The sequence below is a fragment of the Shinella yambaruensis genome (genome assembly GCF_050859155.1).
Taxonomy (GTDB): domain Bacteria; phylum Pseudomonadota; class Alphaproteobacteria; order Rhizobiales; family Rhizobiaceae; genus Shinella; species Shinella yambaruensis.
On the sequence record NZ_CP150640.1, the window covers coordinates 190,691 to 213,833 of the forward strand.

Below are 23,143 nucleotides of genomic sequence, written 5' to 3' on the forward strand. Positions count from 1 at the left end.
CACGCTTCAATCAAGCAGATATTTCTGTTATCAATTTCAGAAGAATTGAAGTGAGCGCCATGATCAAGCTAGAAGCATTGCGGGTCTTCGTCACGGTGGCGGAGAGCGGGAACATCAAGGATGCGGCCGACGCCGTCGGCCGCACCGCGTCGGCCGTGTCGATGACCCTGAAGCAGCTGGAAGACGAGATCGGCGGACCGCTGTTCCAGACGGACCGCAAGAACAGCCTGACGGCGCTCGGCAACCTGATGCTCGATCTCGGCCGCGAGCAGATCAGGAGTTTCGACAAGTCCGTCAGCATCATGCGCGCCTTCGCGCACAGCCGCATCGGCAGCCTGTCGATCGCCTCGGTGCCATCCGTGGCGACGAACGTGCTGCCGCCGATCCTGCAACGGTTTCTTCAAACCCGGCCGCAGGTGCAGGTCGAGCTGTTCGACATCGACAGCGCGCAGGTGCGCCGCATGGTGGAAAGCGGCGTCGCCGATATCGGCATTGCCGGCGAAAGCCGCACGGGCGGCGCGGTGGAGTTCACGCCGCTTTTCAGCGACCGGTTCAAGCTGCTCTGCAAGGACGATCACGACCTCTGCCGCCTCGAACGACCCGTCAAATGGAGCGATCTCAATGGGGCGACGCTGATCCGCAACGGCGCGTCCGACCGGATCGAGGCGGCGGATTACAAGCAGCTTTCGGCACTGTCGCTGATCACCGTCTACAACGTCACCTCACTGGTCGCGATGGTGAAGGCGGGCCTCGGCCTGACCATCCTGCCCTCGCTGACCATGCATGGCGCGCATGAGGGCGTGGCGGCGCTGGACCTTGCCGATGCGACGGCGAGCCGCCGGGTGGGGCTGGTCGAGCGGCGCGACGTTCCCCCCTCGCCCGTCGCCGCGGCCTTCCGCGCCTTCGCCCTGAAGGAAATTCCGGCCATAGTGGCCGAGCGGCTTGGAACCTGACCATCAGGCGCATTGAACCTTACGAATGAGGCGTGGCGCCGGCGCGCCGGGCTTTTGCCGGCGTATGACCATAGGCGGCCCTGAAGGCACGGGAAAAGTGCCCGGCGCTGGAAAAACCGGTGGCATAGGCGATTTCGGCGATGGAAAGCGGGCTCTGTTCCAGGAGGCGCCGGCCGTGCGCCAGGCGGATCGCGCGATAGGTATCGAGGAAGCTCTGCCCGCGATGGGTAAGGAACAGCCGATCGAGATGGCGCGGGCTGATGCCGGCAAGCCGCGCCATCTCGCTGCGGTTCAGCGGATTTTCGATGGCTGTCTCCATCTTTTCGAGGACGGCCAGCAAGGCCGGATGGTTGGTGCCGAACCGCTCCGCCACCGCGCCGCGCTGCGGGTCGGCCGGTTCGGCAACGGCGGTGTGCAGATACCAGTCGCTGACGCGGCGGGCGAAATCCGCGCCCATGCGCGCGGCGATCACCGCATGCATCATGTCGAGCGGCGCCACGCCGCCGCCGCAGGTGACGCGTCCGCCATCGACCACAAAGCGCGCCTGACGCGGCACAAGATGCGGGAACGTCTCGCGCAGCAGCGGCGCATGCTCCCAATGGATGGTGAAGGCGCAGGCATCGAGCAGCCCGGCGGCCGCGAGCACATAGGCGCCACTCGAAATCCCGCCGATACGCACGCCGTCCCGGGCGAATTTGCGCAAGGGCGCATGCAGGGCGGAACTGCCCTGCCAGTCGGCGGGATTGCCGCCGGCACAGACATACAGCGTGTGGCAGCTGCCGCCGAGATCGGAAAGCCGACCGCAGGCGATCTCCAGGCCGGCCGAGCTTCTGACCGGAAGGCCATCCGCCGAGAGCGGCACGACCTCATAGAGCGGGCTGCCGGCGATGAGGTTGGCCGCGCGCAGCGGCTCGCTCGCCGAGGCATAGGACATCAATGCGAAATTCGGCAGCAGGATGAAGCCGATGCGTTGCAGGTTTCGGATATCAGGAGGCTGCATGTCCTGATTCTATCTCAAAAAGTCCCTTCAATGCAATGAAGCACGCCCGTTCGCTGCTACTCAAGGACCAATGGCCTCTCTCACGAAAAGCGACGGCGATGCGCTACTCAGCCCTCTCCCTCCTCTGGAACGGACTTCGCGGCAACCGCGACTGGCGACCGGCCTGGCGCCAGCCGCAGCCGAAACCGCATTATGACGTGATCATCGTCGGTGGCGGCGGGCATGGGCTGGCGACGGCCTACTACCTCGCCAAGGAATTCGGCATCGCCAATGTGGCGGTGCTGGAGAAAAGCTACATCGGCTCCGGCAATGTCGGCCGCAACACGACGATCATCCGCTCCAACTACCTGCTGCCGGGCAACAACCCGTTCTATGAACTGTCGATGAAGCTCTGGGAGGGGCTGGAGCGGGACTTCAACTTCAACGCCATGGTCTCGCAGCGCGGCGTGCTGAACCTCTACCACTCCGACGCGCAGCGCGATGCCTACATGCGGCGTGGCAATGCCATGCGCCTGCACGGCGTCGATGCCGAACTGCTTGACCGCGACGACGTGCGCCGCATGGTGCCCTTCCTCGATTTCGACAATGCCCGCTTTCCCATCAAGGGCGGGCTGCTGCAGCGGCGCGGCGGCACGGTGCGCCACGACGCGGTCGCCTGGGGCTATGCCCGCGGCGCCGACAGGCACGGCGTCGACATCATCCAGGGCTGCGAGGTCACCGGCATCCGCCGCGAGAACGACCGCGTCGCCGGCGTCGAGACGAGCCGCGGCTTCATCGGCTGCGGCAAGCTGGCGCTGGCGGCGGCCGGCAATTCGTCCGAGGTCGCCCGCATGGCGGATCTCAAGCTACCGCTCGAAAGCCATGTGCTGCAGGCCTTCGTCTCGGAGGGGCTGAAGCCCTTCATCGACGGCGTCGTCACCTTCGGCGCGGGACATTTCTACGTCTCGCAATCCGACAAGGGCGGCCTCGTCTTCGGCGGCGATATCGACGGCTACAATTCCTACGCCCAGCGCGGCAACCTGGCGACCGTCGAACATGTCGCCGAAGCCGGCAAGGCGATGATCCCGGCGCTCTCGCGCGTCAGGGTGCTGCGCGCCTGGGGCGGCATCATGGACATGTCGATGGACGGTTCGCCGATCATCGACCGCACGCCGATCGACAATCTCTACCTCAATGCCGGCTGGTGCTACGGCGGCTTCAAGGCAACGCCCGCCTCCGGCTTCTGCTTCGCCCATCTCCTGGCGCGCGGTGTGCCGCACGAAACGGCGGCGGCCTTCCGCCTCGACCGTTTCCGACGGGGTCACCTCATCGACGAAAAGGGCCAGGGCGCCCAGCCGAACCTTCACTGACGGAGATTTGACATGGCAAGCCTCGTGCCCTGCCCGCATTGCGGGCCAAGACCGAAAGAGGAATTCACCATCAAGGGTGCGGCGCTGCCACGCCCCGCGCCAACCGCCGATCCGGCAGAGTGGTTCGACTATGTCTATCTGCGCGACAATCCGCGCGGGTCCTATGCGGAATACTGGCACCACACCGCCGGCTGCCGCCGATGGCTGGTCGTCAGCCGCGACACCATCACCCACCAGGTCGCCGCCTGCCGCGATGCCGCAGCGCAAGGACACGCCGCATGAGCTCCCATCGCCTGCCACAGGGCGGCCTGATCGATCGCAGCAAGCCGCTCGCCTTCACCTTCGACGGCAAGCCGATGCAGGGGTTCCAGGGCGACAGCCTCGCCTCCGCCCTGCTGGCCAACGGCCGCCGGCTCGTCGGCCGCAGCTTTAAATACCACCGTCCGCGCGGCATCCTGACGGCCGGCGCCGCCGAGCCGAACGCGCTCGTGACCATCGGCAGCGGCGGGCGCACGGAGCCCAATACCCGCGCCACCATGCAGGAACTTTATGCCGGCCTTGCGGCCCGCAGCCAGAACCGCTGGCCCTCGCTCGACTTCGATATCGGCGCGCTGAACGGCCTCCTCTCGCCCTTCCTCGGCGCCGGCTTCTACTACAAGACCTTCATGTGGCCCGCCGCCTTCTGGGAGAAGGTCTACGAGCCCCTCATCCGCAAGGCCGCCGGTCTCGGGAGGGCGACGCATCAGGCCGACCCGGATCGCTATGAAAAGCGCTGGGCGCATTGCGACCTTCTCGTCATCGGCGCCGGGCCGACGGGGCTTGCCGCGGCACTTTCGGCCGCCCGGGCCGGCGCGCGCGTCATCGTCGCCGACGAGCAGGCGATGGCCGGCGGCGCACTGCTGTCCGAAACCGCCACGATCGCCGGCAGGACGGCGCCGGCCTTCGCGCGGGACTGTGCCGCGGAGCTGGAGGCGCTGCCGAACGTCACGCTGCTGACGCGCACCACCGTCTTCGGCTGGTACGACGGCAATGTCTTCGGCGCGGTCGAGCGGGTGCAGAAACATCTCGCCGAACCGGCGCCGTCCGTGCCGGTCGAACGCCTCTGGCGCATCGTCGCCAAGGGCGCGATCCTCGCCAGCGGCGCGGAAGAAAGGCCGCTGGTGTTCGGCGGCAACGACATTCCCGGCGTGATGATGGCCGGCGCCATGCGCAGCTACCTCAATCGCCATGCCGTCGCGCCCGGAAGGGCGACGGCGATCTTCACCACCAATGACAGCGGCTATGCACTCGCCCGCGATCTCGAGGCGAAGGGCCTTGATATCACGGCCATCATCGATCCGCGTGAAAGCGGCGGCGCGGACTATGCCGGAAAGGCGCGCCTCATCCGCAACGCGGTCGTCACCGACGCTCATGGCGGCAGGAGCCTGTCCGCCATCGACATTCGCACGGGCGGCCGTACGGAACGGCTGGCGGTGGACGCGCTCGCCCTGTCGGGCGGCTTCAGCCCGGTCATCCACCTGGCCTGCCATCGGGGCGGCAGACCTGTCTGGTCCGGCGAGAAGGCGGCATTCCTATCCCCGGCAAGCCTCGATGGCCTCGCTCCCGCCGGTGCCGCATCCGGCATCGCCGGCCTTGCCGCCTGCCTTGCGGACGGCGCGCACAAAGGCGCCAGCCTCGCCGCCGCGCTCGGCTTTGCCGCAAGCCCCATCCCCTTCGGTCCGGTCGAGGGCGATGCGCCGGCTGCGCCCGCCAAGGTGCTCTGGTCGATCCCCGGCGTCCGGGGCAAGGCCTTCGTCGATTTCCAGAACGACGTGCACCACAGGGATCTCGATCTTGCGGTGAAGGAAGGCTACGGCCATGTGGAACTCGCCAAGCGCTATACGACCAGCGGCATGGCGACCGACCAGGGAAAACTCTCCAACGTCAATGCCATCGGCCTGCTGGCCGAAGCGCGCGGCATTTCGCCGGGCGAGGTCGGCACGACCACCTTCCGTCCATTCTACACCCCGGTCTCCTTCGGCGCCCTTGCGGGCGCCTATCACGGAGAGCACTTCCAGCCGGTGCGCCGCTCGCCGCTGCATGGCTGGGCGGAGCGCCATGGCGCGGTCTTCGTCGAAACGGGCCTCTGGTACCGTTCCGCCTGGTTCCCGCGCACCGGCGAGAAAGGCTGGCGGGAGAGCGTCGACCGCGAGGTTCTCAACGTGCGCAACAATGCCGGGCTTTGCGATGTCTCCATGCTCGGCAAGATCGAGATCTGCGGGCCGGACGCCGCCGAGTTCCTCAACCGGGTCTATTGCAACGCCTTCCTGAAGCTGCCGGTCGGCAAGGCCCGCTACGGGCTGATGCTGCGCGAGGACGGCATGGTCCACGACGACGGCACGACAAGCCGGATCGAGGAAAACCGCTTCTTCATGACGACGACCACGGCCTATGCGGCGGGGGTCATGAACCACCTGGAGTTCTGCGCGCAGGCGCTCTGGCCGGAGCTCGACGTGCGCCTCGCCTCCGTCACCGACCAGTGGGCGCAGATGGCGATCGCCGGGCCGAAATCGCGAAAGATCCTGCAAGCCATCGTCGACGAGGATCTCGGCAACGACGCCTTTCCTTACCTGGCGGCCCGGGAGGTCTCGCTGTTCGGCGGCAGGCTGCACGGCCGGCTCTTCCGCATCTCCTTCTCCGGCGAGCGCGCCTACGAGCTTGCCGTGCCCGCGGCCTATGGCGACCGCGTCGCCGAGGCGCTGACGGAGGCCGGGCAGGCCGACGGACTGATGCCCTACGGCGTGGAAGCCTTGAGCGTTCTGCGCATCGAGAAAGGCCATGTCACCCACAACGAGATCAATGGAACCGTGACCCCGGGCGACCTCGGCTTCGGCAAGATGGTGTCGGCAAGCAAGCCGGACTTCATCGGCAAGGCCATGCTGCAACGCGAAGGCCTCAACGCCCCCGACCGGCCGCGCCTCGTCGGCGTCGTGCCGCTCGATCCCGACCAGTCTTTCCGCAGCGGCGCGCATATCCTGGCGAAGGGCGCGGCTCCAACCCTGGAGAACGACCAAGGCTACGTTACCTCCAGCGCCTTCTCGCCGCATATCGGCTCGACCATCGGGCTGGCGCTGGTCAGGCACGGCGACGAGCGCCATGGCGAGGAAGTCACCGTGTGGAACGGGCTGCGCGGCGAATTCACCGCCGCACGCCTCTGCGTTCCTGTGTTCTTCGATCCGGCCAACGAGAAGCTCCATGCCTGACCTTCGCCCCTTCCCGGCGCTTGCCGCCCGCAAGCCTCTCGCCTCGTCGCGCATCCGCCTGTCGGCGCTTCCCGAAGGCACGATCCTGCAAATGATCGCGGGACTGCAAACGCCTGGCCCGGTGGATGGCCTCGAACAGCTTGCCGCCGAGACCGGGCTTGCGCTGCGGGCGATCTCGCCCGGCCAGTGGCTGCTCGTCGGTGACCGGCCGACCCCCTATTCGCAGGCATGCCGCCTGCTCGCGGCACTGGAGCCGCATGCCAGCGGCATCGATCAGAGCCATGGCCGGGTGCGCCTGCATCTGGAAGGGCCGATGGCCGCGGCGGTGCTGTCCAAGGGCACGGCCGTCGACCTTCATCCGTCCGCCTTTGCGCCGGGGCATACGGCCGCGACCCTTGTCGGCCATGTCTCGGTCCACCTCACGCGCCTCGATGCGGAGGCCTTCGAGATCACCGTCCTGCGTGGATTCGCCGAAGCGCTGTGGGACGACCTCGCGCTTATGTGCGCGGAATTCCTCTAGCCTGCGGATCCGGCGGCGAGCCTCGTCGTTTCGCGGACGATCCCGTCGAAAGCGCGCCTGGCCCGCAGGGAAAGACCGCGGGCACGCACATAGCCGTGCGGAAGGGCTGCGCCAGCCAGCAGCAATGCCGTACCGCCAGCCGCGCCGATCGCCCGGCAATAGGCTTCTCCCTCGCAGGCCAGCGGATCGTATTCCGCGATGAAGACGACCGTCGGGGGCAGGCCGGAAAAATCACCGGCTGCGAGCGGGCTGAAGCGCGTGTCGTCATAGGGCGGCGCGCCGCCCGCCCGCGCCGCATCATAGGCCCTGACATCGTCATGGGAGAGCAAGGGGGCATGCGCATGCCGCTCATGGCTCTCGCCGATCCAGGCTGCGGACATCGCCGGATAGATCAGAAGCTGGCCGACCGCCGGCCGCCTTGCGCCCTTCATGGCGTGGCAGAGGCAAGCCGCGATATTGCCCCCGGCGGATTCCCCCATGACGAGAAGAGGCGCGGCGAAGTGCCGGCCGGCCCACCGGAAGGCGCACACGGCATCCTCGAACGGCGCCGGATGACGGTGTTCGGGCGCCAGCCGATAGTCGACCGAGACGACGGACAGGCCGGTCCTTGCACAGAGTTCGGCGCAAACATCGTCGTGGCTTTCGAGGCCGCCCAGAATGAACCCGCCGCCATGGAAGTAGAGAACGACCGGCCGATCCGGCCGATAATCCGCACCGGTCCGGTACTCCCGGACAGCGACGCTGTGCCCGCAATCCTCGGCTCGACGATCCGTGCGGCTCACGCCGTCGGGATGCGGCTGGCGCAGGGCACGGCACATGCGGTCATAGATCCTGCGGTTTTCGCCGACCGGCAAGGCGAGCGCATCCGGCGGATAGAACGTGTTGACCGTGTCCACATAGGCCTGCAGGTCGGGATCGAGTCGATAATCCATCTCGGGTCTCGGCATAGACGGGAAAGAGCCGCGCTGACCTTGGAACGCCAGCGCGGCAAGCGAGCCGGACAGGGGGCCGACAGGGGAGCTAGAGGCCGTTCGACGCCAGGAATGCGGCTGCCACCTCTTCGATCGACTTCTTCCGCACGTCGATCTCGCCGTTCAACTGCTGCATGGTCGCGTCGTCCAGTTTGGCGGAAAGCTGATCGAGGAGTTCGCCAAGCCTGGGATTGGCCTCCAGGACATCGCTCCGGATCGTCGGCACGAGCGCATAGTCCGGGAAGAAATGCCGGTCGTCGTCGAGCAGGACGAGGTCCATGGCGGCGATCCGGCCATCCGTCGCGGCAACAACCGCAAGATCGACGTCCCCGTTCTGAAGGGCGGGAAAGACCAACCCGATTTCCATCGGCCGGATATTCCTCCGGCCCGCCTCGAAGCCGTAGGTTTCCTGGAGGCCGAGCAACCCGTCCTGCCGCTTGGGAAACTCCGCAGTCGTTGCCATCACCGGATCCTTGCCGGCATTGTAGGCGGCAGCCAGGTCCGACAGGCTCGCCATTCCGTCGGTCTTCGGATTGTCCTTGCGGATCGCAAGCGCATAGGTGTTGTTGGCGCGTGACGGCGAAAGCCAGGTAATGCCGCGCTCGGCATCCTTTTCCTTGACGATCCTGTAGGTTTCGTCCGGTGTCAGGCGATCGGTGATCTTGTTGAAGTTGACGAGCGCCGTGCCGGTATATTCCCAGTAGACGTCGATCTCGCCGTTCTCCAAGGCGGCGCGGACGATGTTGGTGCCCATTCCGTCCCGCTTGCTCACCGTGAAGCCGTTCTTCTGCAGGAGCTGCGTCGTCATTTCGGCAAGCAGGAACTGCTCCGTGAAATCCTTGCCGCCGACCTTGATGTCCTGCGCCGCTGCCGCGCCGGCGGCGGTCATGGCAAGGCCGGCGACCAGTGCGGCCTGAATGGTAGTCTTCAGGTTATCGATGATGCGCATCATGTCGTTCCCTTCGTTCTGTCGTTGTTCAACTCACTTGAGGGTCTGCCGCGTCGTTCGATGCAGAAAGCCGCACCGCCGTCTCCCACAGATCGGTGTCGACGCGGACAGGCTGGCTTCTCCCGGATCGCCCGGGAAGCCTTGCCCCTGCGGCCTCGTGGGCCGCGGCCAGCCGGCCGATGGCCTCGGGGAAGTGGCCGGCGGAGAAATGGTCGGGATCGATCGCAATCAGGAACTGCCCGACGCACGGCGGGCCGCCCTCATCGTTGCCGAAGGCGCTCGCCTCCGTGCTGAGGACCGAACCGGTCAGCGCGGCGGCCAGGATTTCGACAAGGAGGGCGATATTGGCGCCCTTGCGGCCGCCGGCCGGCAGGAGCGAACCTTCCAGGCCGGTGGCCGCATCGGTCGTCGGCCGTCCATGCCTGTCCTGTGCCCAGCCCGCCGGGATAGCCTCGCCGCGATTGCGGCGGAGGATCATCTCCGTCTTGGTGACGGCGCTCATGCTCTGGTCGACGACAATGGGGGGAGCTTCCGCCGAAGGCACGGCGAAGGCGAGCGGGTTCGTTCCGAAGAGTACCCGCGTCGCACCGGGCGGCGCGACGGAGGCCGGCGCATTCGACAGGCAAAGACCGATCAGGCCGTTTTCCGCGAGCGGGACGACGTGATGGGCAAGCGCGAGACAATTATAGGAGTTGCGCACCGCCATCGCCCCGATGCCGGACCGGCGGGCCGCGTCGACCAGGGCCGGCGTACCGGCCGCGATGGCGGGATGCGCGAAGCCGCAGCGCGCGTCGACCGTCACCGTGGCGCCGCGTGGCGACACATCGGGAACGGCCTTTCCGTCGACCTTGCCGATCGTCAGATGCCGGCAGAAGATCGGCAGGTAGTAGAGGCCGCAGACATGGTTTCCGCCGGCCTCCGCCCTGGCGATCGCCTGCGCCACGGGGCGCGCGTTGTCGATGCTCGCGCCATGCTTCTCCAGCGCGGCGAGGCAGACCGCCTCGATCGTTTCACGGGTCGTCTCGACCGTGCTCATCGGCTGGCCGCGTAGCGTCTTTCGCCCGCGGCGACGAGGTCGTCGGCGAGGGTGAAACCCAGCCCCGACATCTTGAAGGCATCGAGCCAGCCGTTCCTCGGGGCAAGGCCCGGGGAGGACACGATATCCTTCTCGACGAGCTGCCACATGATCTGGTTGCCGTCGTCGAGATTGGGGATGGCAAGCCCGGTGTGATGTTCGGCGCAGGTGGTGATGCCCGTAGTGAAGGACGAATGGATGCAGATCTTCAGCCCGGCGGATTCCGCCACGGCCGCCGCCTTCATCATCGGCTGTATGCCGCCGATCTCGCGTGGGCCGATGCAGATCATGTCGGCGGCCCGCTGGCGGCAGATCTCGTAGACGTCGTAGAGCGTGAAGGCGGCCTGGTCCGCCACGATCGGAATGCCGACCTTCTCGCGCACATGCGCCATGGCGGGAATGCTCCAGCTCACGGTAGGCTGCTCGATGAACTCGATGTCGTATTTCTCCAGCTTGCGGCACATGTTGATCGCGTCGTGCACGCTCCAGCCCTCGTTCGCGTCGAGGCGCAGGCGGGCATCGCCGATCTCGCGGCGGACCGCGGCGGTGATTTCCAGGTCCAGCTTCTCGCCGCGGCCGACCTTGAGATAGAAGACCCGCTCGCCATTGGCGTGGCCGGCAGCGGCGTCGCGCGCAAGCTCCTCGGCCGTCTCGCCCTGGAGGAAATAGAAGTAGCCGACCGCCTTACGGTGCGCGCCGCCGAGCAGCTGGTGGACGGGAAGGCCGGCAAGCTTGCCCTGGAGGTCCCACATGGCCATGTCGATGCCGGAGAACATCTGGTTGGCGGCCCGCATGATGTTCGCGCCGTGCCCGAGATATTCCCGGTGGAAGATGCGCGCGATGAGCGGGGCCACATCATGCGGCGAATGGCCGACGAGATGGCCGGCGAGGCGCTGGAGGATGGCCGCCGTGCCGGTCTGGTCCGGTGCGACCGTGCACTCGCCGATACCGACGGTGCCGTCATCCGCCTCGATCTCGATGAGATTGACGGCAAAGGATTCCCGAATGCCGTAGGACCAGTGATAGGGCTGCTTCAAAGGCAGGACCAGCGGACGGATGCGGATGCTTGATATCTTGACCATTCCCGGGATTCCTCGAAACGACGGCCGGCATTGCCCGGCTTCCTGCATGCGGCGGCCGGCTTCCGGCACGCCTCCTCCCCTCCCGCCTGCTGGACCTGCAGGCGGGCGAGACTGGTGATGAGACGCGAAAAGCGCCAGCTTACATGCCGAGCGACTTCAGGTAGTCGGCGGCAACGGTCTCGATGGTCTTCTTCTCGACGTCGACCTCGCTGTTCAAACGCTGCATCGTGGCGTCGTCGAGCTTCGTCGAGATCGCTTCGAGCGCGTCCTTGAGATCGGGATGCTCGTCGAGCACCTCCTTGCGCACGACGGGGGTCAGTGCATAGTTCGGGAAGAAGCCCTTGTCGTCCTTCAGCACCTTCAGGCCGAGGGCGGCGATCTGGCCGTCGGTCGCCTGTGCGGCGATCGTGTCGAGATCGCCGTTGGTGAGCGCGTTGTAGGCGAGGCCGAGATCCATCGGCCGGACATTGGCGCGGCCCGCCTCGAACCCGTAGACTTCCTGCAGGCCGATCAGGCCGTCCGGACGCTTCGGAAACTCGGCGGTCGTGCCCATGAGGATCGGCTTGCCGTCGTTATAGGCCTTGGCAAGGTCGGAGATCGTCTCCAGGCCTTCCGTCTTGGCATTGCCCGGCTTGACGACATAGGCATAGGTGTTGTTGGCCGTGGACGGCGCCAGCCAGACGAGGCCCTTTTCGCCATCCAGCTGCTTGACGCGGTTGTAGGTCTCCTCCGGCGAAAGCCGCTCCGTCACCTTGTTGAAGGTGATGAGCGACGTGCCCGTATATTCCCAGTAGAGGTCCACCTCGCCGTTCTCCAGCGCGGCACGGACGATCTTGGTGCCCATGCCGTCCTTCTTGTCGACGGTGTAGCCCTTGCTCCCGAGGAGCTGCTTGGTGATTTCGGCGATGATCAGCTGTTCGGTGAAGTTCTTCCCGCCGACGGTGATCGTCGCAGCGAAGGCGGACGTCGCGGCAAGAGCGATGGCCGCCGCCGACAAAAGGGTCTTGGCAAGTTTCGGTACGAAAGTCATTTCAGTTCCTCTCTCTTTTCTTGTTATCGCAACGGATTTATCCCTCGTGGAACGAGGTGGTACTGGATCTGGCCGAAAACGAAGTCGACCAGGACCGCAATCAGTGCCGTGGGAATGGCCCCGGCCATCATCATCGGGAGTTCGTCCAGCGCGATCCCGGTGAAGATCAGTTCGCCAAGCCCGCCCGCGCCGATCAGAAAGACCAGCGGCGCCGAGCCGACGCAGATCGCGAGCGCCGTGCGGATGCCGCCGAAGATGACGAAGAGGGCGTTTGGAAGCTCGACACGCCACAGGACCTGCCGCGGCGTCATGCCCATGCCGGTCGCCGCCTCCACGAGGTGGGGCGGCACCGCGCGCAGGCCGGCATAGGTGTTGCGCACGATCGGAAGAAGGGTGGCTGCCCACAGGCCGAACACCGCGGGCACCGTGCCGATGCCGAGCAGCGTCATGGAAAGCGCAAGGATCGCCAGCGTCGGCACGGTGCTGCCGATGTTGAAGATCTGCATCGCCGCCTCGGAAATGGCGCGGAAGGCAGGCCGGGAGAGCACGATGCCCACAGGCACGGCCGTGAGGATGGCAAGTCCACCGGCCCAGGCGACGAGCTCCAGGTGCTGTACGGCAAGGTAGGAGATATCGTCGGAATAGGTGAGGATCTCCTCTGCCATGCCGCTCGACCACAGCCAGGCGACCGCGCCCGCCAGCACGACCAGCACGAGCACCGGGGCGAGCGCGGGGCGGCGGCGTTCCTGTGGCGGCGTGGTCAGGATGGCGGGAGCGCTCATGCGGTCTCCCCGTGGCCGAGATTGTGCACGATGGAACGATAGCTCATCACGCCGGCCAGCCTGCCGCCCTCGTCGACGCAGGGCAGCAGGGGCATGTCGTGGGCGAACATCAGCGACACCGCATGCCGCAGATCGCCGCTGACCGGCACAGCGCCCTTTACGGGTTCCGCGTGGTCGGCAACGGCACCGGAGCGCGCGCCCGCGACCTGTGCGCTCAGAAGGGATTGTGGCACGCCCTCCGCGTCGAGCACAAAGGCGGCGGCGCTGCCCGACGACCGCATGCGCTCCAGGGCGCTCTCGACCGAATCCGAGCTCTGGACCGTTATGAAATCGGTCTGCATGGCATTCCGCACCGGGATCAGCCTGAGGCGCTTGAGCGCCCGGTCAGAGCCGAGGAAATCCTCGATGAAGCTGTTGGCGGGACGGGCGAGCAGGTCGTCGGGCGTTGCATACTGTTCGAGTTTTCCGCCACGGAAGATCGCGATCCTGTCCGCCATCTTCACCGCCTCGTCGAGGTCGTGCGAGACGAAGATGATCGTCTTGCGGATCGTCTTCTGCATCTTCAGGAATTCTTCCTGGATGACCTCGCGGTTTATGGGATCGATTGCGCCGAACGGCTCGTCCATCAGCATGACCGGCGGGTCCGCCGCGAGCGCGCGCAGGACGCCGACGCGCTGCTGCTGGCCGCCCGACAGCTCCTTCGGATAGCGCTTGAGAAAGAGGTCGGGCTGAAGGCCCACGAGCTCCAGGAGCTCCTTGGCGCGCATGCGCGACTTCCGGCGGTCCCAGCCGAGAAGATCGGGCACGACACAGATGTTCTCCTCGATCGTCTTGTTCGGAAACAGGCCGATCTGCTGGATCACATAGCCGATGGAGCGCCGAAGCTCGATCGCATCGACGGTGCCGGTGTCCTTGCCGTCGATGAAGACCTTGCCGCTGGTCGGCTGGATAAGCCGGTTGATCATCTTCATCGTCGTCGTCTTGCCGCAACCCGACGGACCGAGCAGCACGCAGATCTCGCCGGTGGGAAGGTCGAGGTTGACATTGTCGACCGCCACGAAGGGATTGTGCGCGGGGCCGAAGTGCTTCGTCAGGTTCTCGAGCCGGATCATTGCGTGACGTCCCCCTGGATGCCGCGTGACGTGAGGAGGCGCTGCACGAGCGCCAGGAAAAGGTCGGCGGCGATTGCCAGCAGCGAGACCGCAAGCGCGCCCGTCACCAGCTGGCGGGGATCGGACTGGCTGATGCCCCGCGAGATGAAGGTGCCGAGTCCGCCCGCTCCGATATAGGCCGCAATCGCCGTCACGCCGATGTTCATGACGACGGCGGTGCGCACGCCCGCCATGATGACCGGAATGGCGAGCGGGATCTCGACCTGCCGCAGACGTTGCCAGGTGCTCATTCCCATGCCCTTGGCCGCCTCGCGCAGCGCCGGATCGACATTGGTGATGGCGGTGTAGGTGTTGCGGATGATGGGAAGCTGGGAATAGAGCACGACGGCCACGACGGCGGGCACATAGCCGATGCCGTGCCCGATCGGCGACAGGAGCGGGATCATCAGGCCGAACAGGGCGATCGAGGGAACGGTGATCATCATCGACGCAAGATAGAGAACGGTATCGGCCGTGCTCTTCGACTGCGTGATGGCAATGCCGATCGGCACCGCCGTGGCGACCGCAATGCCGACGGCCAGGAAGACGATCGAGATATGCTCGATCGCGCGCGCGCCGATGATGTCCAGATTGTCGATGATGAACCGGACGATCTCCATTCGCTGCGGCCTGCCTTTCCTTGACTAGAGTTGCCCGTAGATTTCGGCGGCATTCTCAAACGTGAAGCGCAGGGGCACGGATCCCTCGATCTGCCATGCCTCGACCATATCGCCGTCCATGAGGGCGCAGGCGGCCTGCGTATCGACGACCGCGCCGCCATAGAGGCGGTTCGCAAGGTTGAGGATGCCCGTCTGGTGCATCGCAAGGCCGCCGCTGCCGCAGGCGTCCTTGACGAGCAGGACATGCAGGCCGAGATTGATCGCGTCCTTGACCGTCGCGTCGACGCAGGCCTCGGTCCACACGCCGGCGACCACCAGCCATTCCACGCCGCGCTCGCGCAGTTCCGCGATGAGCGGGCTTTTGCCGAAGGCGCTCGCCTCGTTCTTGACGAGCAGCCGCTCCGACGCCCGCGGAGCGACCTCGGGACAGATCGCCGTCAGCGGATCGTCCTTGTCGCTGAACGCGGAACGCCCGTCCGGTCCCGCCGGATGGAACGGGCGGGCGTGGTCGGCGAGATCGACGATGTAGGCGCAGTGGAAGACGGGAATGCCGTTGCGCCGCGCCACCGCCTGGAGGCGGGCGGCATTGCGAAGGACGGTGTCGTATCCTTCCACGAGATAGCGCTCGTCATGGCGATGCTCCTCCTGGAGGTCGATGAAGAGACCCGCAACCTTCGCATGTTCGATCCGCAACGGCTTCCTCATCAAATCTCCCCGCTCAGGAATTCATCCTCATAGGGAAAGCGCGACAGCAGCTCCGTGCCGGTTTCCGTGATCAGGATCTCGTCTTCGAGCTTCACGCCCTCGCGGCCGCCCTTTTCGCCAATATAGCTCTCGACGGAGACGACCATGCCGGGCACGAGATGGCCGTCGCGGCCATAGGTCTCGTAGTCGATCGCATGGGCGATGAACGGCGTCTCGCCGTGCATGCCGACGCCGTGCATCACCGACGTGTAACGCTGGTCGACGAAGCGGTCGGGTATCTTCCATGCCTTTTCGGCGATCTCGCGGAAGGCCATGCCCGGCTTGACGATAGCGATATTGTGCTGAACCTGTTCGTATGCCATCCGGTAGAGCGATTTCTGGTAGGGCGTCGGCTTGCCGGGGCCACAGCGGAAGGTGCGCGAGAAATCGGAATAGTAGCCGTAGCAGCCGATCGTATCGGTATCGAGGGCGACCAGCTCGCCGGGTCGGATCTTGCGCCCGCTCGCCTCGTTGAACCAGGGATTGGTGCGCTGTCCGGAACTGAGAAGGCGCGTCTCGATGAACTCGCCACCCTGCCGGATGACCTCCTGATACATGATCGCGAAAAGCTCGTTCTCCGAAACGCCCGGCTTGATCGCCTCGCGAACGGCGGCAACCGCCGCTTCGGCACCGGCCATCGAGACCTGAAGGCACTTGACCTCCTCCGGCGTCTTGACGGCCCTGACGGCAAGGATCTCGCCCTGGCAGTCCCTGACCTCGCAGCCGCGCTTTTCGAGCGCGAGCGCCTGAAGGTGGCTGCAGCGGTCCATGCCGAGCTTCATCGAGCCGCCGCCGTGCTGCTTGAGCAGCTCCGTGATTTCGTCGGCGAACGGCCCGGCGGTCTCGTCGTCCTTGCCGGAAACCGAGGACCAGACGAGCTTGGACGGGCGGGCCTCGTCGATCGTGTCGAGCACCATCGAGACATGATAGCTCTGCGGGTATTCGAAAAGGACGATCGGACCTTCCGTGGGAATGAAGAAATAACGCGTCGAGTTGCGCAGGAAATATCCGAACATGTTGCGCGATCCCGTCGCGTAGCGCTGGTTGTAGGGATCGAAAAGCACCACGGCGCCGTAACCGGCCGCGCGCATCCAGTCGCGAAGCTTCCTCAGCCGCCCCTTGCGCAGCGCATCCGCGTCGATGAACGACGGCTCCGTGTCGGAAAGCCACATGCCGCCGGCCGGATCGGCTGCCGCCGGATGGCGCATGCGGTCCTTGAAATCCACGTCTTCCACGCTGTCGGGATCGAATACAACAATGCTCATGGGGCTCTCCTTTTCCAAGAGAATGGAGAAGGACCAGAGCACGCAATTGCGCGAATTCCGCAGATTCTATGCCGAAATCCGCACCCGCCCATTATTTCAGTCCCGCGATTGCACGCGGCGCCTCACCCGCCCGCGAGACGCGGCGGCGCACGCTGTGCGGCACATAGCCAAACCGCTGCTTGAAGGCCCGGGAGAAGGCGGCCGCATTGCCGAAACCGCAGGCGACGGCGACCTCATTCACCGGCAGGCTGGAATGCGTCAGCATGTCTGCGGCCCGACCGAGCCTTAGATTGCGGTAATAGGCATTGGGCGCCGTTCCGAGCTCGGCCTTGAAGGAGCGCTCAAGCTTGTCGGACGAGACATTGAGGCGGCGCGCCAGATCCTCGATCCGCAGCACGTCCTCGATGGCGTCCTCCATCATCGCCACGGCGGAGAGCACGAGGTCGTCGCGAATGCCGCTGCGGATGCGCAATGTCAGCAGCCGCCGGTCGGCGTCGGGCCGCAACGGACTGTGCATGTACCAGCCGGCGACGCCATCGGCGAGGTCTTCGCCATAGTCGCGCCGGATCATCTCCAGCATCATGTCGAGACTGCCGATCCCGCCGACGGACGTGAAGCGGCGGCGGTCGATGACGAAGAGGTCGGAGCGCATGTCGAGATGCGGGAAAGCCTCCTGGAACGCAGGCTGGCTGGTCCAGTGCAGCGTGCAGGCATGACCGTCGAGCAGCCCCTTGCGCGCGAGGAAGAAGGCTGCGTCGGCGATCGCGCCAAGCTCGGCCCCGGCGCGGAGGTTCTTGCGGATCCACGCCATCTCCTCGTCGGCGACGAGATGCTCGGCATCGCCGCCGGAACACACGACGATCCGGTCGACCTCCGGCGCGCGGCGGACATGGAAGTCCGGCTCGATGCCGATCCCGTTCGACGCCTTGATCCTTTCACCGGCCGCAACGGTGATCCAGGAATAGCACTGCCTGCCGGAGAGCGTGTTCGCCGCACGCAGGGGCTCGATGATGGAGCTGAAGGCCATCAGCGGGAAGTTCGGAAATATCAGAACCGCAAAGCGGATCGGTTCGGACCCTTTCACCGGCTGTTCTCCAAGCTTATGGCTCCCCTGCCCCGATCTCCTCGCGGCGCCGGACGATATAGGCGTCGAGCTCCTCGCGGATGGCCGGATCGAGCGCCGGCTCCTCGTATTCCCGCAAGGCCTGCTGCCAGACGTCGGTCGCGCGTTCCAGCGCATCGCGACCGCCGGCCTCCTGCCAGCTGCCGTAGTTCTGCCAGTTGGAAAGGATCGGCTGGTAGAAGGCCGTCTCGTATCGCGCCATCGTGTGTTCGGAGCCGAAAAAATGCCCGCCGGCCGGCACCGCCTTGATGGCTTCGAAGCCGAGATCGTCCTCGGAGAAGGGCATGGGCGCGAGGAAGCCCATCATGTTCTGCAGGATCTCGACGTCGAGCACGAGTTTCTCGTAGGAGGCCGTCAGCCCGCCTTCGAGCCAGCCCGCCGCGTGATAGATGAGGTTCGCGCCGCCGAGCACCGCTCCCCAGGTCGCCATCCCCGTCTCGTAGGCCGCCTGAAGATCGACGGTATTGGAGGCATTGGCATTCGACGTGCGATAGGGCAGCCCGTATCGCCGGGCGAGCTGGCCCGCAATAATGTTCGCCTTGGTGTTCTCCGGCGTGCCGAAGGCCGGCGCACCGGAGCGCATGTCCACATTGGAGGTGAACGCGCCGTACATGACCGGCGTGCCGGGATTGACCAGCTGAGCAAGCGTGACGCCGAACAGCGCTTCGGCATTCTGCTGGCAGAGCGCCGCCGCCAGCGTCACCGGCGTCATGGCGCCCATGAGGGTGAACGGCGTGATGGTCACCGGCTGCCCATGCTCGGCCATGGCGATGAGCCCGTCCGCCATCGCATCATCGAAGAGCCGGGGCGAGTTGACAGAGATGATCGTGATAACACCCGGCGACCGGCGCATCTCCTCGATGTCGATGCCCCGCGCGATCGCCATCATGTTGATGCCGTCGACAGCGCGCCCCCGGCCGATGGCGGTGCAGTGGAAGCTGAGATCGCTGAGCGTGATATTCGCGTTGTAGGTATCGAGGTGGCGCGAATTGGCCGGCAGCTCGATCGGCGCGCAGACCTGGTTCCCGAGGATGTGGATCGCGTTGAAGTAATGGGCCAGCCGCGTGAAGTTCCGGTAGTCGGCCAGATTGCCCTGCCGCCGGCCGTTGACCCGGTCGTGCACGTTCGGCGGGCCGGCGACGAGGCCGAAGGCCATGGTGTTGCCGCCGATCGTCAGGCGTTTTTCCGGATTGCGGCTGGTGAGCGTGAAGGCGGACGGCGTGGTGGCCAGCGCCGCCGCGACGATGGTCTCGTCGATGCGGATCGTCAGGTTCTCGCGGTCGACGATGGCGCCCGCCCTCTCGAACAGCGCCATCGCCTTTTCGCTCATCACGCGGATGCCGATCTCGGAGAGAATGCGCATCGAATTGCGATGAAGCGCCTCGAGACGCTCCTCGTCGAGAAGCTGCATCGGAGGATAGGTGTTGACGACCTCCTGCCACGGCAGCTGCGAAATCCCGCCGCCACCCCGGCCTGCCCGCGATCGCCGGCCGCCGCCGCGTCTGTCACTCATCGAGAACTGCCTTTCACACGCTTGCATCCGCCGCAAGGGGGCAATGACGAGCCCTCGGCAACGGACATGCGTTTATGTTCCGCCTCCCTGGAACTATGGCCAATCCCGATCCGGTCTTCACACGATAAGTTCGGCGGCAATGACCAAGAAAAACGATGTCATGGCGCATCCCGCACTTGCGCAGCGCGAAGGGACCGGATTAGCCTCGGGCAAAAAGGGGAATCCGCAATGAAGCCGCCGCCGCCACTGAACTATATCCGTTCCTTCGAATGCTCCGCCCGGCACCTGAGTTTCACGGAGGCGGCCAACGAACTGGGCTATACGCAGGCGGCGATCAGCAATCATGTGCGCGCGCTCGAACAGTATCTCGGCCGCCAGCTCTTCCTCCGCTATCCGCGCAGCCTCAAGCTGACGGAAATGGGGGAGGCCTTTCTTCCCACGCTGCGCCAGGCGCTGAACCAGATCGATTTTGCGACGGAAGCCGTGCTCGCCTCGGCCCGCAACAAGACGGTCGTCATCTCCTGCCCCACCAGCCTTGCCGAAAACTGGCTGGCGAAGTGCGTCGCCGGCTTCAGCCGGAAACATCCCGAGGTAGAGATCCTCCTGCACGGCACGATCTGGGAGGATTCGACGGAACAGATCGCCGATATCCTCATTTCCATCCGCCGCTTCGACAATATGCCGGCAAACGGCAGGCAGCTCTGGAACGACCGGCTCGTGCTTCTCTGCGCGCCCCAGCTCGTGCACGGGCAGAATGCGATCAGGACGCCGCAAGACGTCCTGACATCCAACTGGATCGCCGTGCATGGACGACAGGAATTCTGGCAGGACATGGCCGATGCGCTCGGCATCGACGCCTCCGCGAACGACAAGCGGCTTTCCACCAACTCCACCAATATCGCGCTCGAAATGGCGGCAAGCGGCGCCGGCTGCATCGTGACCACCTGGTCGCTCGCCCGCATCTATGTCGACCGCGGCCTGCTCGTCGAGCCCTTCCAGACCCGCGCCAGGAGTGCGTGGAACTACTATCTCGCAGAAGGGCAGGCATCGAAAGGAACGACCGTCGCCAAGGTGCGCGACTGGATCGTCGCCGAAGCGCAGACGGTGATCGGCTGACAGGCCAGTGCCGCAAAAGGCCGACTTCAGACTAGCCGAGCCCCATCCGGCAACAAGCGAAAATTGCGGGATCAATGACCTCGTTTTATTTGTCCATCCGAGGTCAAAAGCGGCCGATTTCCCGCTCCCGCCGCCTTTTGGAAGAAACCGCCCGCCCCTAGACTGGGCCTGCCGGCACAGGTTCGCCGGTGCAGAGGTCATCAGTTCAAGGCTGGAATTCTATGCGCTCCCACGCTCAAGCGGTCGTCATCGGCGGCGGTCTCATCGGTTGTTCCATTCTCTACCATCTCACCAAGCTCGGCTGGTCCGACGTCGTGCTTCTCGAGCGCAGCGAACTGACGTCGGGCTCGACCTGGCATGCGGCGGCCAATATTCACGGCCTGCACGACTCCACCAATATCAGCCTGCTCCAGCACTATACGATGGCGCTCTACAAGGAGCTGGAGGTGGAGACTGGGCAGGGCTGCGGGATCTTCCAGCCGGGTTCCCTCTACCTCGCGCAGACCGAGGCGCGCGAGCACCAGCTGAGGCTCCAGGAAGCGAAGGCCCGCCGCTACAGGATGAACTTCTACGAGATCGGCCGCGACGAGGCGGAGCGCCTGCACCCGCTCGTCGACTTCGACGGCATCCGCTGCATCATGTACGAGCCGGAAGGCGGAAACGTCGATCCGTCCGGGGTGACGATGGCCTATGCGGCGGGAGCGCGGCAGCGGGGTGCGGAAATCCACCGCTTCACGCCTGTCACGGGCACCGAGGCGCAGCCGGACGGCAGCTGGATCGTGCGCACGCCAAAGGGCGACATCCGCACCCGATGGGTCGTCAATGCCGCCGGGCTGTGGGGCCGCGAAGTGGCCGCCATGGCCGGGCTGGAACTTCCGCTGATGCCGACCGAACACCAGTATTTCGTGACCGAGACCATCCCGGAGATCGCCGCGCTCGACCGGCGGCTTCCCTCCGTCGCCGACCGCGACGGCGAATATTACCTCCGGCAGGAGGGACTCGGCCTGCTGATCGGCGCCTACGAGCGCGACATGCGGTTCTGGGCGGAGGACGGCACGCCGCCCGGCTTCGGCCACGAGCTCTTCCCCGATGACCTCGAACGTATCGAGGAGAACATGCTGCGCGCCATCGACCGCGTGCCGGTCGTCGGAACGGCGGGCGTCAAGCGCGTGATCAACGGGCCGATGATCTGGTCGCCGGACAGCGCGGTCCTCTTCGGCCCCGTGCCGGAGCTGGCGAACTACTTCTGCTGCAACGGCATCATCCCCGGTTTCTCGCAGTCCGGCGGCATGGGCAGGCTCGCGGCGGAGTGGATGATCGAGGGCGAGCCGTCGCTCGACATGTTCGGCTGGGATATGGCCCGCTTCGGCTATTGGGCGGGCAAGGCCTTCACGAAGGCGCGCGTACAGGACCAGTACAGCCATCGCTTCAAGATCCATTTCCCGAACGAGGAGCGCGCGGCCGGGCGTCCCGTCCGCACTCGTCCGGCCTACGAGAAGCAGAAGGCGATGGGCGCCGTCTTCGGCCTCAACTTCGGCTGGGAGCACCCCCTCTGGTTCTCCGCCGAGGGCGAGCCGAAGGAAGAGACGGCCGGCTTCACCCGCCAGAACTGGTGGGCACCGGTCGGCCGCGAGGCGCGCATGCTGCGCGAGAATGCCGGCATCATCGACATCTCCAACTTCGCCAAATATGCGGTGAAGGGGCCCGGCGCCGCGGACTGGCTGAATGCGCTCTTCGCCAATCGCATGCCGACGGAGGTCGGCCGCTCCTGCCTGACGCCGCTCATCGGCAAGCGCGGCGGCATCGCGGGCGATTTCACCGTGACGAAGCTCGCCGGGGACGAATTCATGGTCTTCGGCTCCGGCATGGCGGAACGCTATCACCAACGGTTCTTCAAGGCGGTTCCGCTTCCCGAGGACACCAGCTTCACGTCGATGACGGAACGCCTCTGCGCCTTCAACGTCGCCGGGCCGAAATCGCGCGAGCTGCTGATGCGCCTGACGAACGAGGATCTTTCCAATGGCAGCTTCCCCTTCATGCGCTCCCGCAGGATGAGCGTCGCCGGCATCGATGTCGTCGCGCTGCGCGTCTCTTTCACCGGCGATCTCGGCTGGGAGCTCTACTGCGACGCCGATGAGCAGGTGGCGCTTTACGACGCGCTGCTGGAGGCCGGCAGGGACCTGAGTGCAGGCCCCGTCGGCGCACGCGCGCTCACCTCGCTGCGCATCGAAAAGGGCTACGGCAGCTGGAGCCGCGAATATTCACCCGAATACAGGCCGCAGGAAAGCGGCCTCGACCGTCTGATAAAGATCGACAAGGGTGCCTTTCTCAACAAGGACGCCTACGTGAAAATCGCGGCGGAACCCGCAAGGCAAAGGCTCTCGATCGTCTCGATCGAAGCGGAAGAGGCGGACGCCACCGGCGGCGAGCCGATCTTCCTTCCCGATGGAACCCCGGCCGGCCAGGTTTCTTCGGGCGCTTACGGCTACACCGTCGGCATGTCGCTCGCCCTTTGCTACATCAATGCCGACCTGGCGAAGCCGGGCGACAAGGTGAGCGTCGCCATTTTGGGCCGCCCGCATGACGCCGTCATTCTGCAGCAACCGCCGTTCGATGCGGAAGGAACGCGGCTTCGCATGTAGCCGACCCTGCCGCCGC

General features: G+C 65.7%; 20 protein-coding genes. 7 read left to right on the forward strand and 13 right to left on the reverse strand.

Features of this window, described 5'->3' with window-relative positions; all coding sequences use genetic code 11:
• The first annotated feature begins 59 nt into the window (after positions 1-59).
• Positions 60-953 carry a LysR family transcriptional regulator gene (locus tag WMC41_RS26760; protein ID WP_432349614.1) on the forward strand — a complete coding sequence of 298 codons (894 nt, stop codon included), beginning with the start codon at positions 60-62 and terminating at the stop codon, positions 951-953.
• Positions 954-972: 19 nt separating this feature from the next.
• Here the strand turns inward: WMC41_RS26760 and WMC41_RS26765 are convergent, their stop codons facing one another.
• Positions 973-1,953: a GlxA family transcriptional regulator gene (locus WMC41_RS26765; protein ID WP_272808197.1), complete on the reverse strand. Its 981-nt coding sequence runs from the start codon at positions 1,951-1,953 to the stop codon at positions 973-975.
• Between the two features lie 98 nt (positions 1,954-2,051).
• On the opposite strand from WMC41_RS26765, the gene WMC41_RS26770 reads away from it, so the two are divergent.
• From WMC41_RS26770 to WMC41_RS26785, 4 genes are read left to right on the forward strand one after another with little or no spacing between them, the layout of a single operon-like run.
• Positions 2,052-3,302: a sarcosine oxidase subunit beta family protein gene (locus WMC41_RS26770; protein WP_432349615.1), complete on the forward strand. Its 1,251-nt coding sequence runs from the start codon at positions 2,052-2,054 to the stop codon at positions 3,300-3,302.
• A gap of 12 nt (positions 3,303-3,314) precedes the next feature.
• Entirely contained in the window at positions 3,315-3,584 is a 270-nt protein-coding gene (locus tag WMC41_RS26775) for a sarcosine oxidase subunit delta (protein ID WP_244770596.1), read from the forward strand.
• Positions 3,581-6,544 carry a sarcosine oxidase subunit alpha family protein gene (locus WMC41_RS26780; protein WP_432349616.1) on the forward strand — a complete coding sequence of 988 codons (2,964 nt, stop codon included), beginning with the start codon at positions 3,581-3,583 and terminating at the stop codon, positions 6,542-6,544. The genes WMC41_RS26775 and WMC41_RS26780 overlap by 4 nt, the downstream gene beginning before the upstream one ends.
• The gene (locus WMC41_RS26785; protein WP_432349617.1) at positions 6,537-7,064 is read left to right on the forward strand and encodes a sarcosine oxidase subunit gamma family protein; all 528 of its coding nucleotides are present in this window, start codon (positions 6,537-6,539) and stop codon (positions 7,062-7,064) included. Before WMC41_RS26780 ends, WMC41_RS26785 begins: the two co-directional genes overlap by 8 nt.
• Here the strand turns inward: WMC41_RS26785 and WMC41_RS26790 are convergent.
• The 12 genes from WMC41_RS26790 to WMC41_RS26845 form a co-directional block, all read right to left on the reverse strand.
• Positions 7,061-7,996: an alpha/beta hydrolase gene (locus tag WMC41_RS26790; protein WP_432349618.1), complete on the reverse strand. Its 936-nt coding sequence runs from the start codon at positions 7,994-7,996 to the stop codon at positions 7,061-7,063. The two genes, WMC41_RS26785 and WMC41_RS26790, sit on opposite strands and share 4 nt — an antisense overlap.
• 88 nt (positions 7,997-8,084) lie before the next feature.
• Positions 8,085-8,984, reverse strand: a complete 900-nt coding sequence (locus WMC41_RS26795) for a glycine betaine ABC transporter substrate-binding protein (RefSeq protein ID WP_432349619.1) — start codon at positions 8,982-8,984, stop codon at positions 8,085-8,087.
• A 28-nt stretch (positions 8,985-9,012) separates the two neighbouring features.
• A complete protein-coding gene (locus WMC41_RS26800; RefSeq protein ID WP_432349620.1) occupies positions 9,013-10,020 on the reverse strand; it encodes an Ldh family oxidoreductase in 1,008 nt (335 codons plus the stop codon).
• On the reverse strand, positions 10,017-11,141 hold the full coding sequence (locus WMC41_RS26805; RefSeq protein WP_432349621.1) for a mandelate racemase/muconate lactonizing enzyme family protein: 1,125 nt from the start codon (positions 11,139-11,141) through the stop codon (positions 10,017-10,019). The genes WMC41_RS26800 and WMC41_RS26805 overlap by 4 nt, the downstream gene beginning before the upstream one ends.
• A 139-nt stretch (positions 11,142-11,280) precedes the next feature.
• Complete coding sequence (locus WMC41_RS26810) at positions 11,281-12,171, reverse strand: glycine betaine ABC transporter substrate-binding protein (protein WP_432349622.1); 891 nt, start codon at positions 12,169-12,171, stop codon at positions 11,281-11,283.
• Between the two features lie 23 nt (positions 12,172-12,194).
• Positions 12,195-12,953, reverse strand: coding sequence for an ABC transporter permease (locus WMC41_RS26815; RefSeq protein WP_432349623.1), 759 nt, complete (start codon positions 12,951-12,953; stop codon positions 12,195-12,197).
• Positions 12,950-14,065, reverse strand: a complete 1,116-nt coding sequence (locus WMC41_RS26820; protein ID WP_432349624.1) for an ABC transporter ATP-binding protein — start codon at positions 14,063-14,065, stop codon at positions 12,950-12,952. Before WMC41_RS26820 ends, WMC41_RS26815 begins: the two co-directional genes overlap by 4 nt.
• Positions 14,062-14,724, reverse strand: coding sequence for an ABC transporter permease (locus WMC41_RS26825; protein WP_244770606.1), 663 nt, complete (start codon positions 14,722-14,724; stop codon positions 14,062-14,064). The genes WMC41_RS26820 and WMC41_RS26825 overlap by 4 nt, the downstream gene beginning before the upstream one ends.
• 24 nt (positions 14,725-14,748) lie before the next feature.
• Positions 14,749-15,429, reverse strand: a complete 681-nt coding sequence (locus WMC41_RS26830) for an isochorismatase family protein (RefSeq protein ID WP_432349625.1) — start codon at positions 15,427-15,429, stop codon at positions 14,749-14,751.
• The gene (locus WMC41_RS26835) at positions 15,429-16,733 is read right to left on the reverse strand and encodes a M24 family metallopeptidase (protein ID WP_272808209.1); all 1,305 of its coding nucleotides are present in this window, start codon (positions 16,731-16,733) and stop codon (positions 15,429-15,431) included. Before WMC41_RS26835 ends, WMC41_RS26830 begins: the two co-directional genes overlap by 1 nt.
• 91 nt (positions 16,734-16,824) lie before the next feature.
• Entirely contained in the window at positions 16,825-17,760 is a 936-nt protein-coding gene (locus WMC41_RS26840) for a GlxA family transcriptional regulator (protein WP_432349633.1), read from the reverse strand.
• Positions 17,761-17,833: 73 nt separating this feature from the next.
• Entirely contained in the window at positions 17,834-19,369 is a 1,536-nt protein-coding gene (locus WMC41_RS26845; RefSeq protein WP_272808211.1) for a trimethylamine methyltransferase family protein, read from the reverse strand.
• A 228-nt stretch (positions 19,370-19,597) separates the two neighbouring features.
• On the opposite strand from WMC41_RS26845, the gene WMC41_RS26850 reads away from it, so the two are divergent.
• Both WMC41_RS26850 and WMC41_RS26855 read left to right on the forward strand, forming a co-directional pair.
• Positions 19,598-20,485: a LysR substrate-binding domain-containing protein gene (locus WMC41_RS26850; RefSeq protein WP_432349626.1), complete on the forward strand. Its 888-nt coding sequence runs from the start codon at positions 19,598-19,600 to the stop codon at positions 20,483-20,485.
• Between the two features lie 221 nt (positions 20,486-20,706).
• Positions 20,707-23,127 (forward strand): GcvT family protein, encoded by a 2,421-nt coding sequence (locus WMC41_RS26855; protein ID WP_432349627.1) that lies wholly within the window; start codon positions 20,707-20,709, stop codon positions 23,125-23,127.
• The last annotated feature ends 16 nt before the right edge of the window (positions 23,128-23,143 follow it).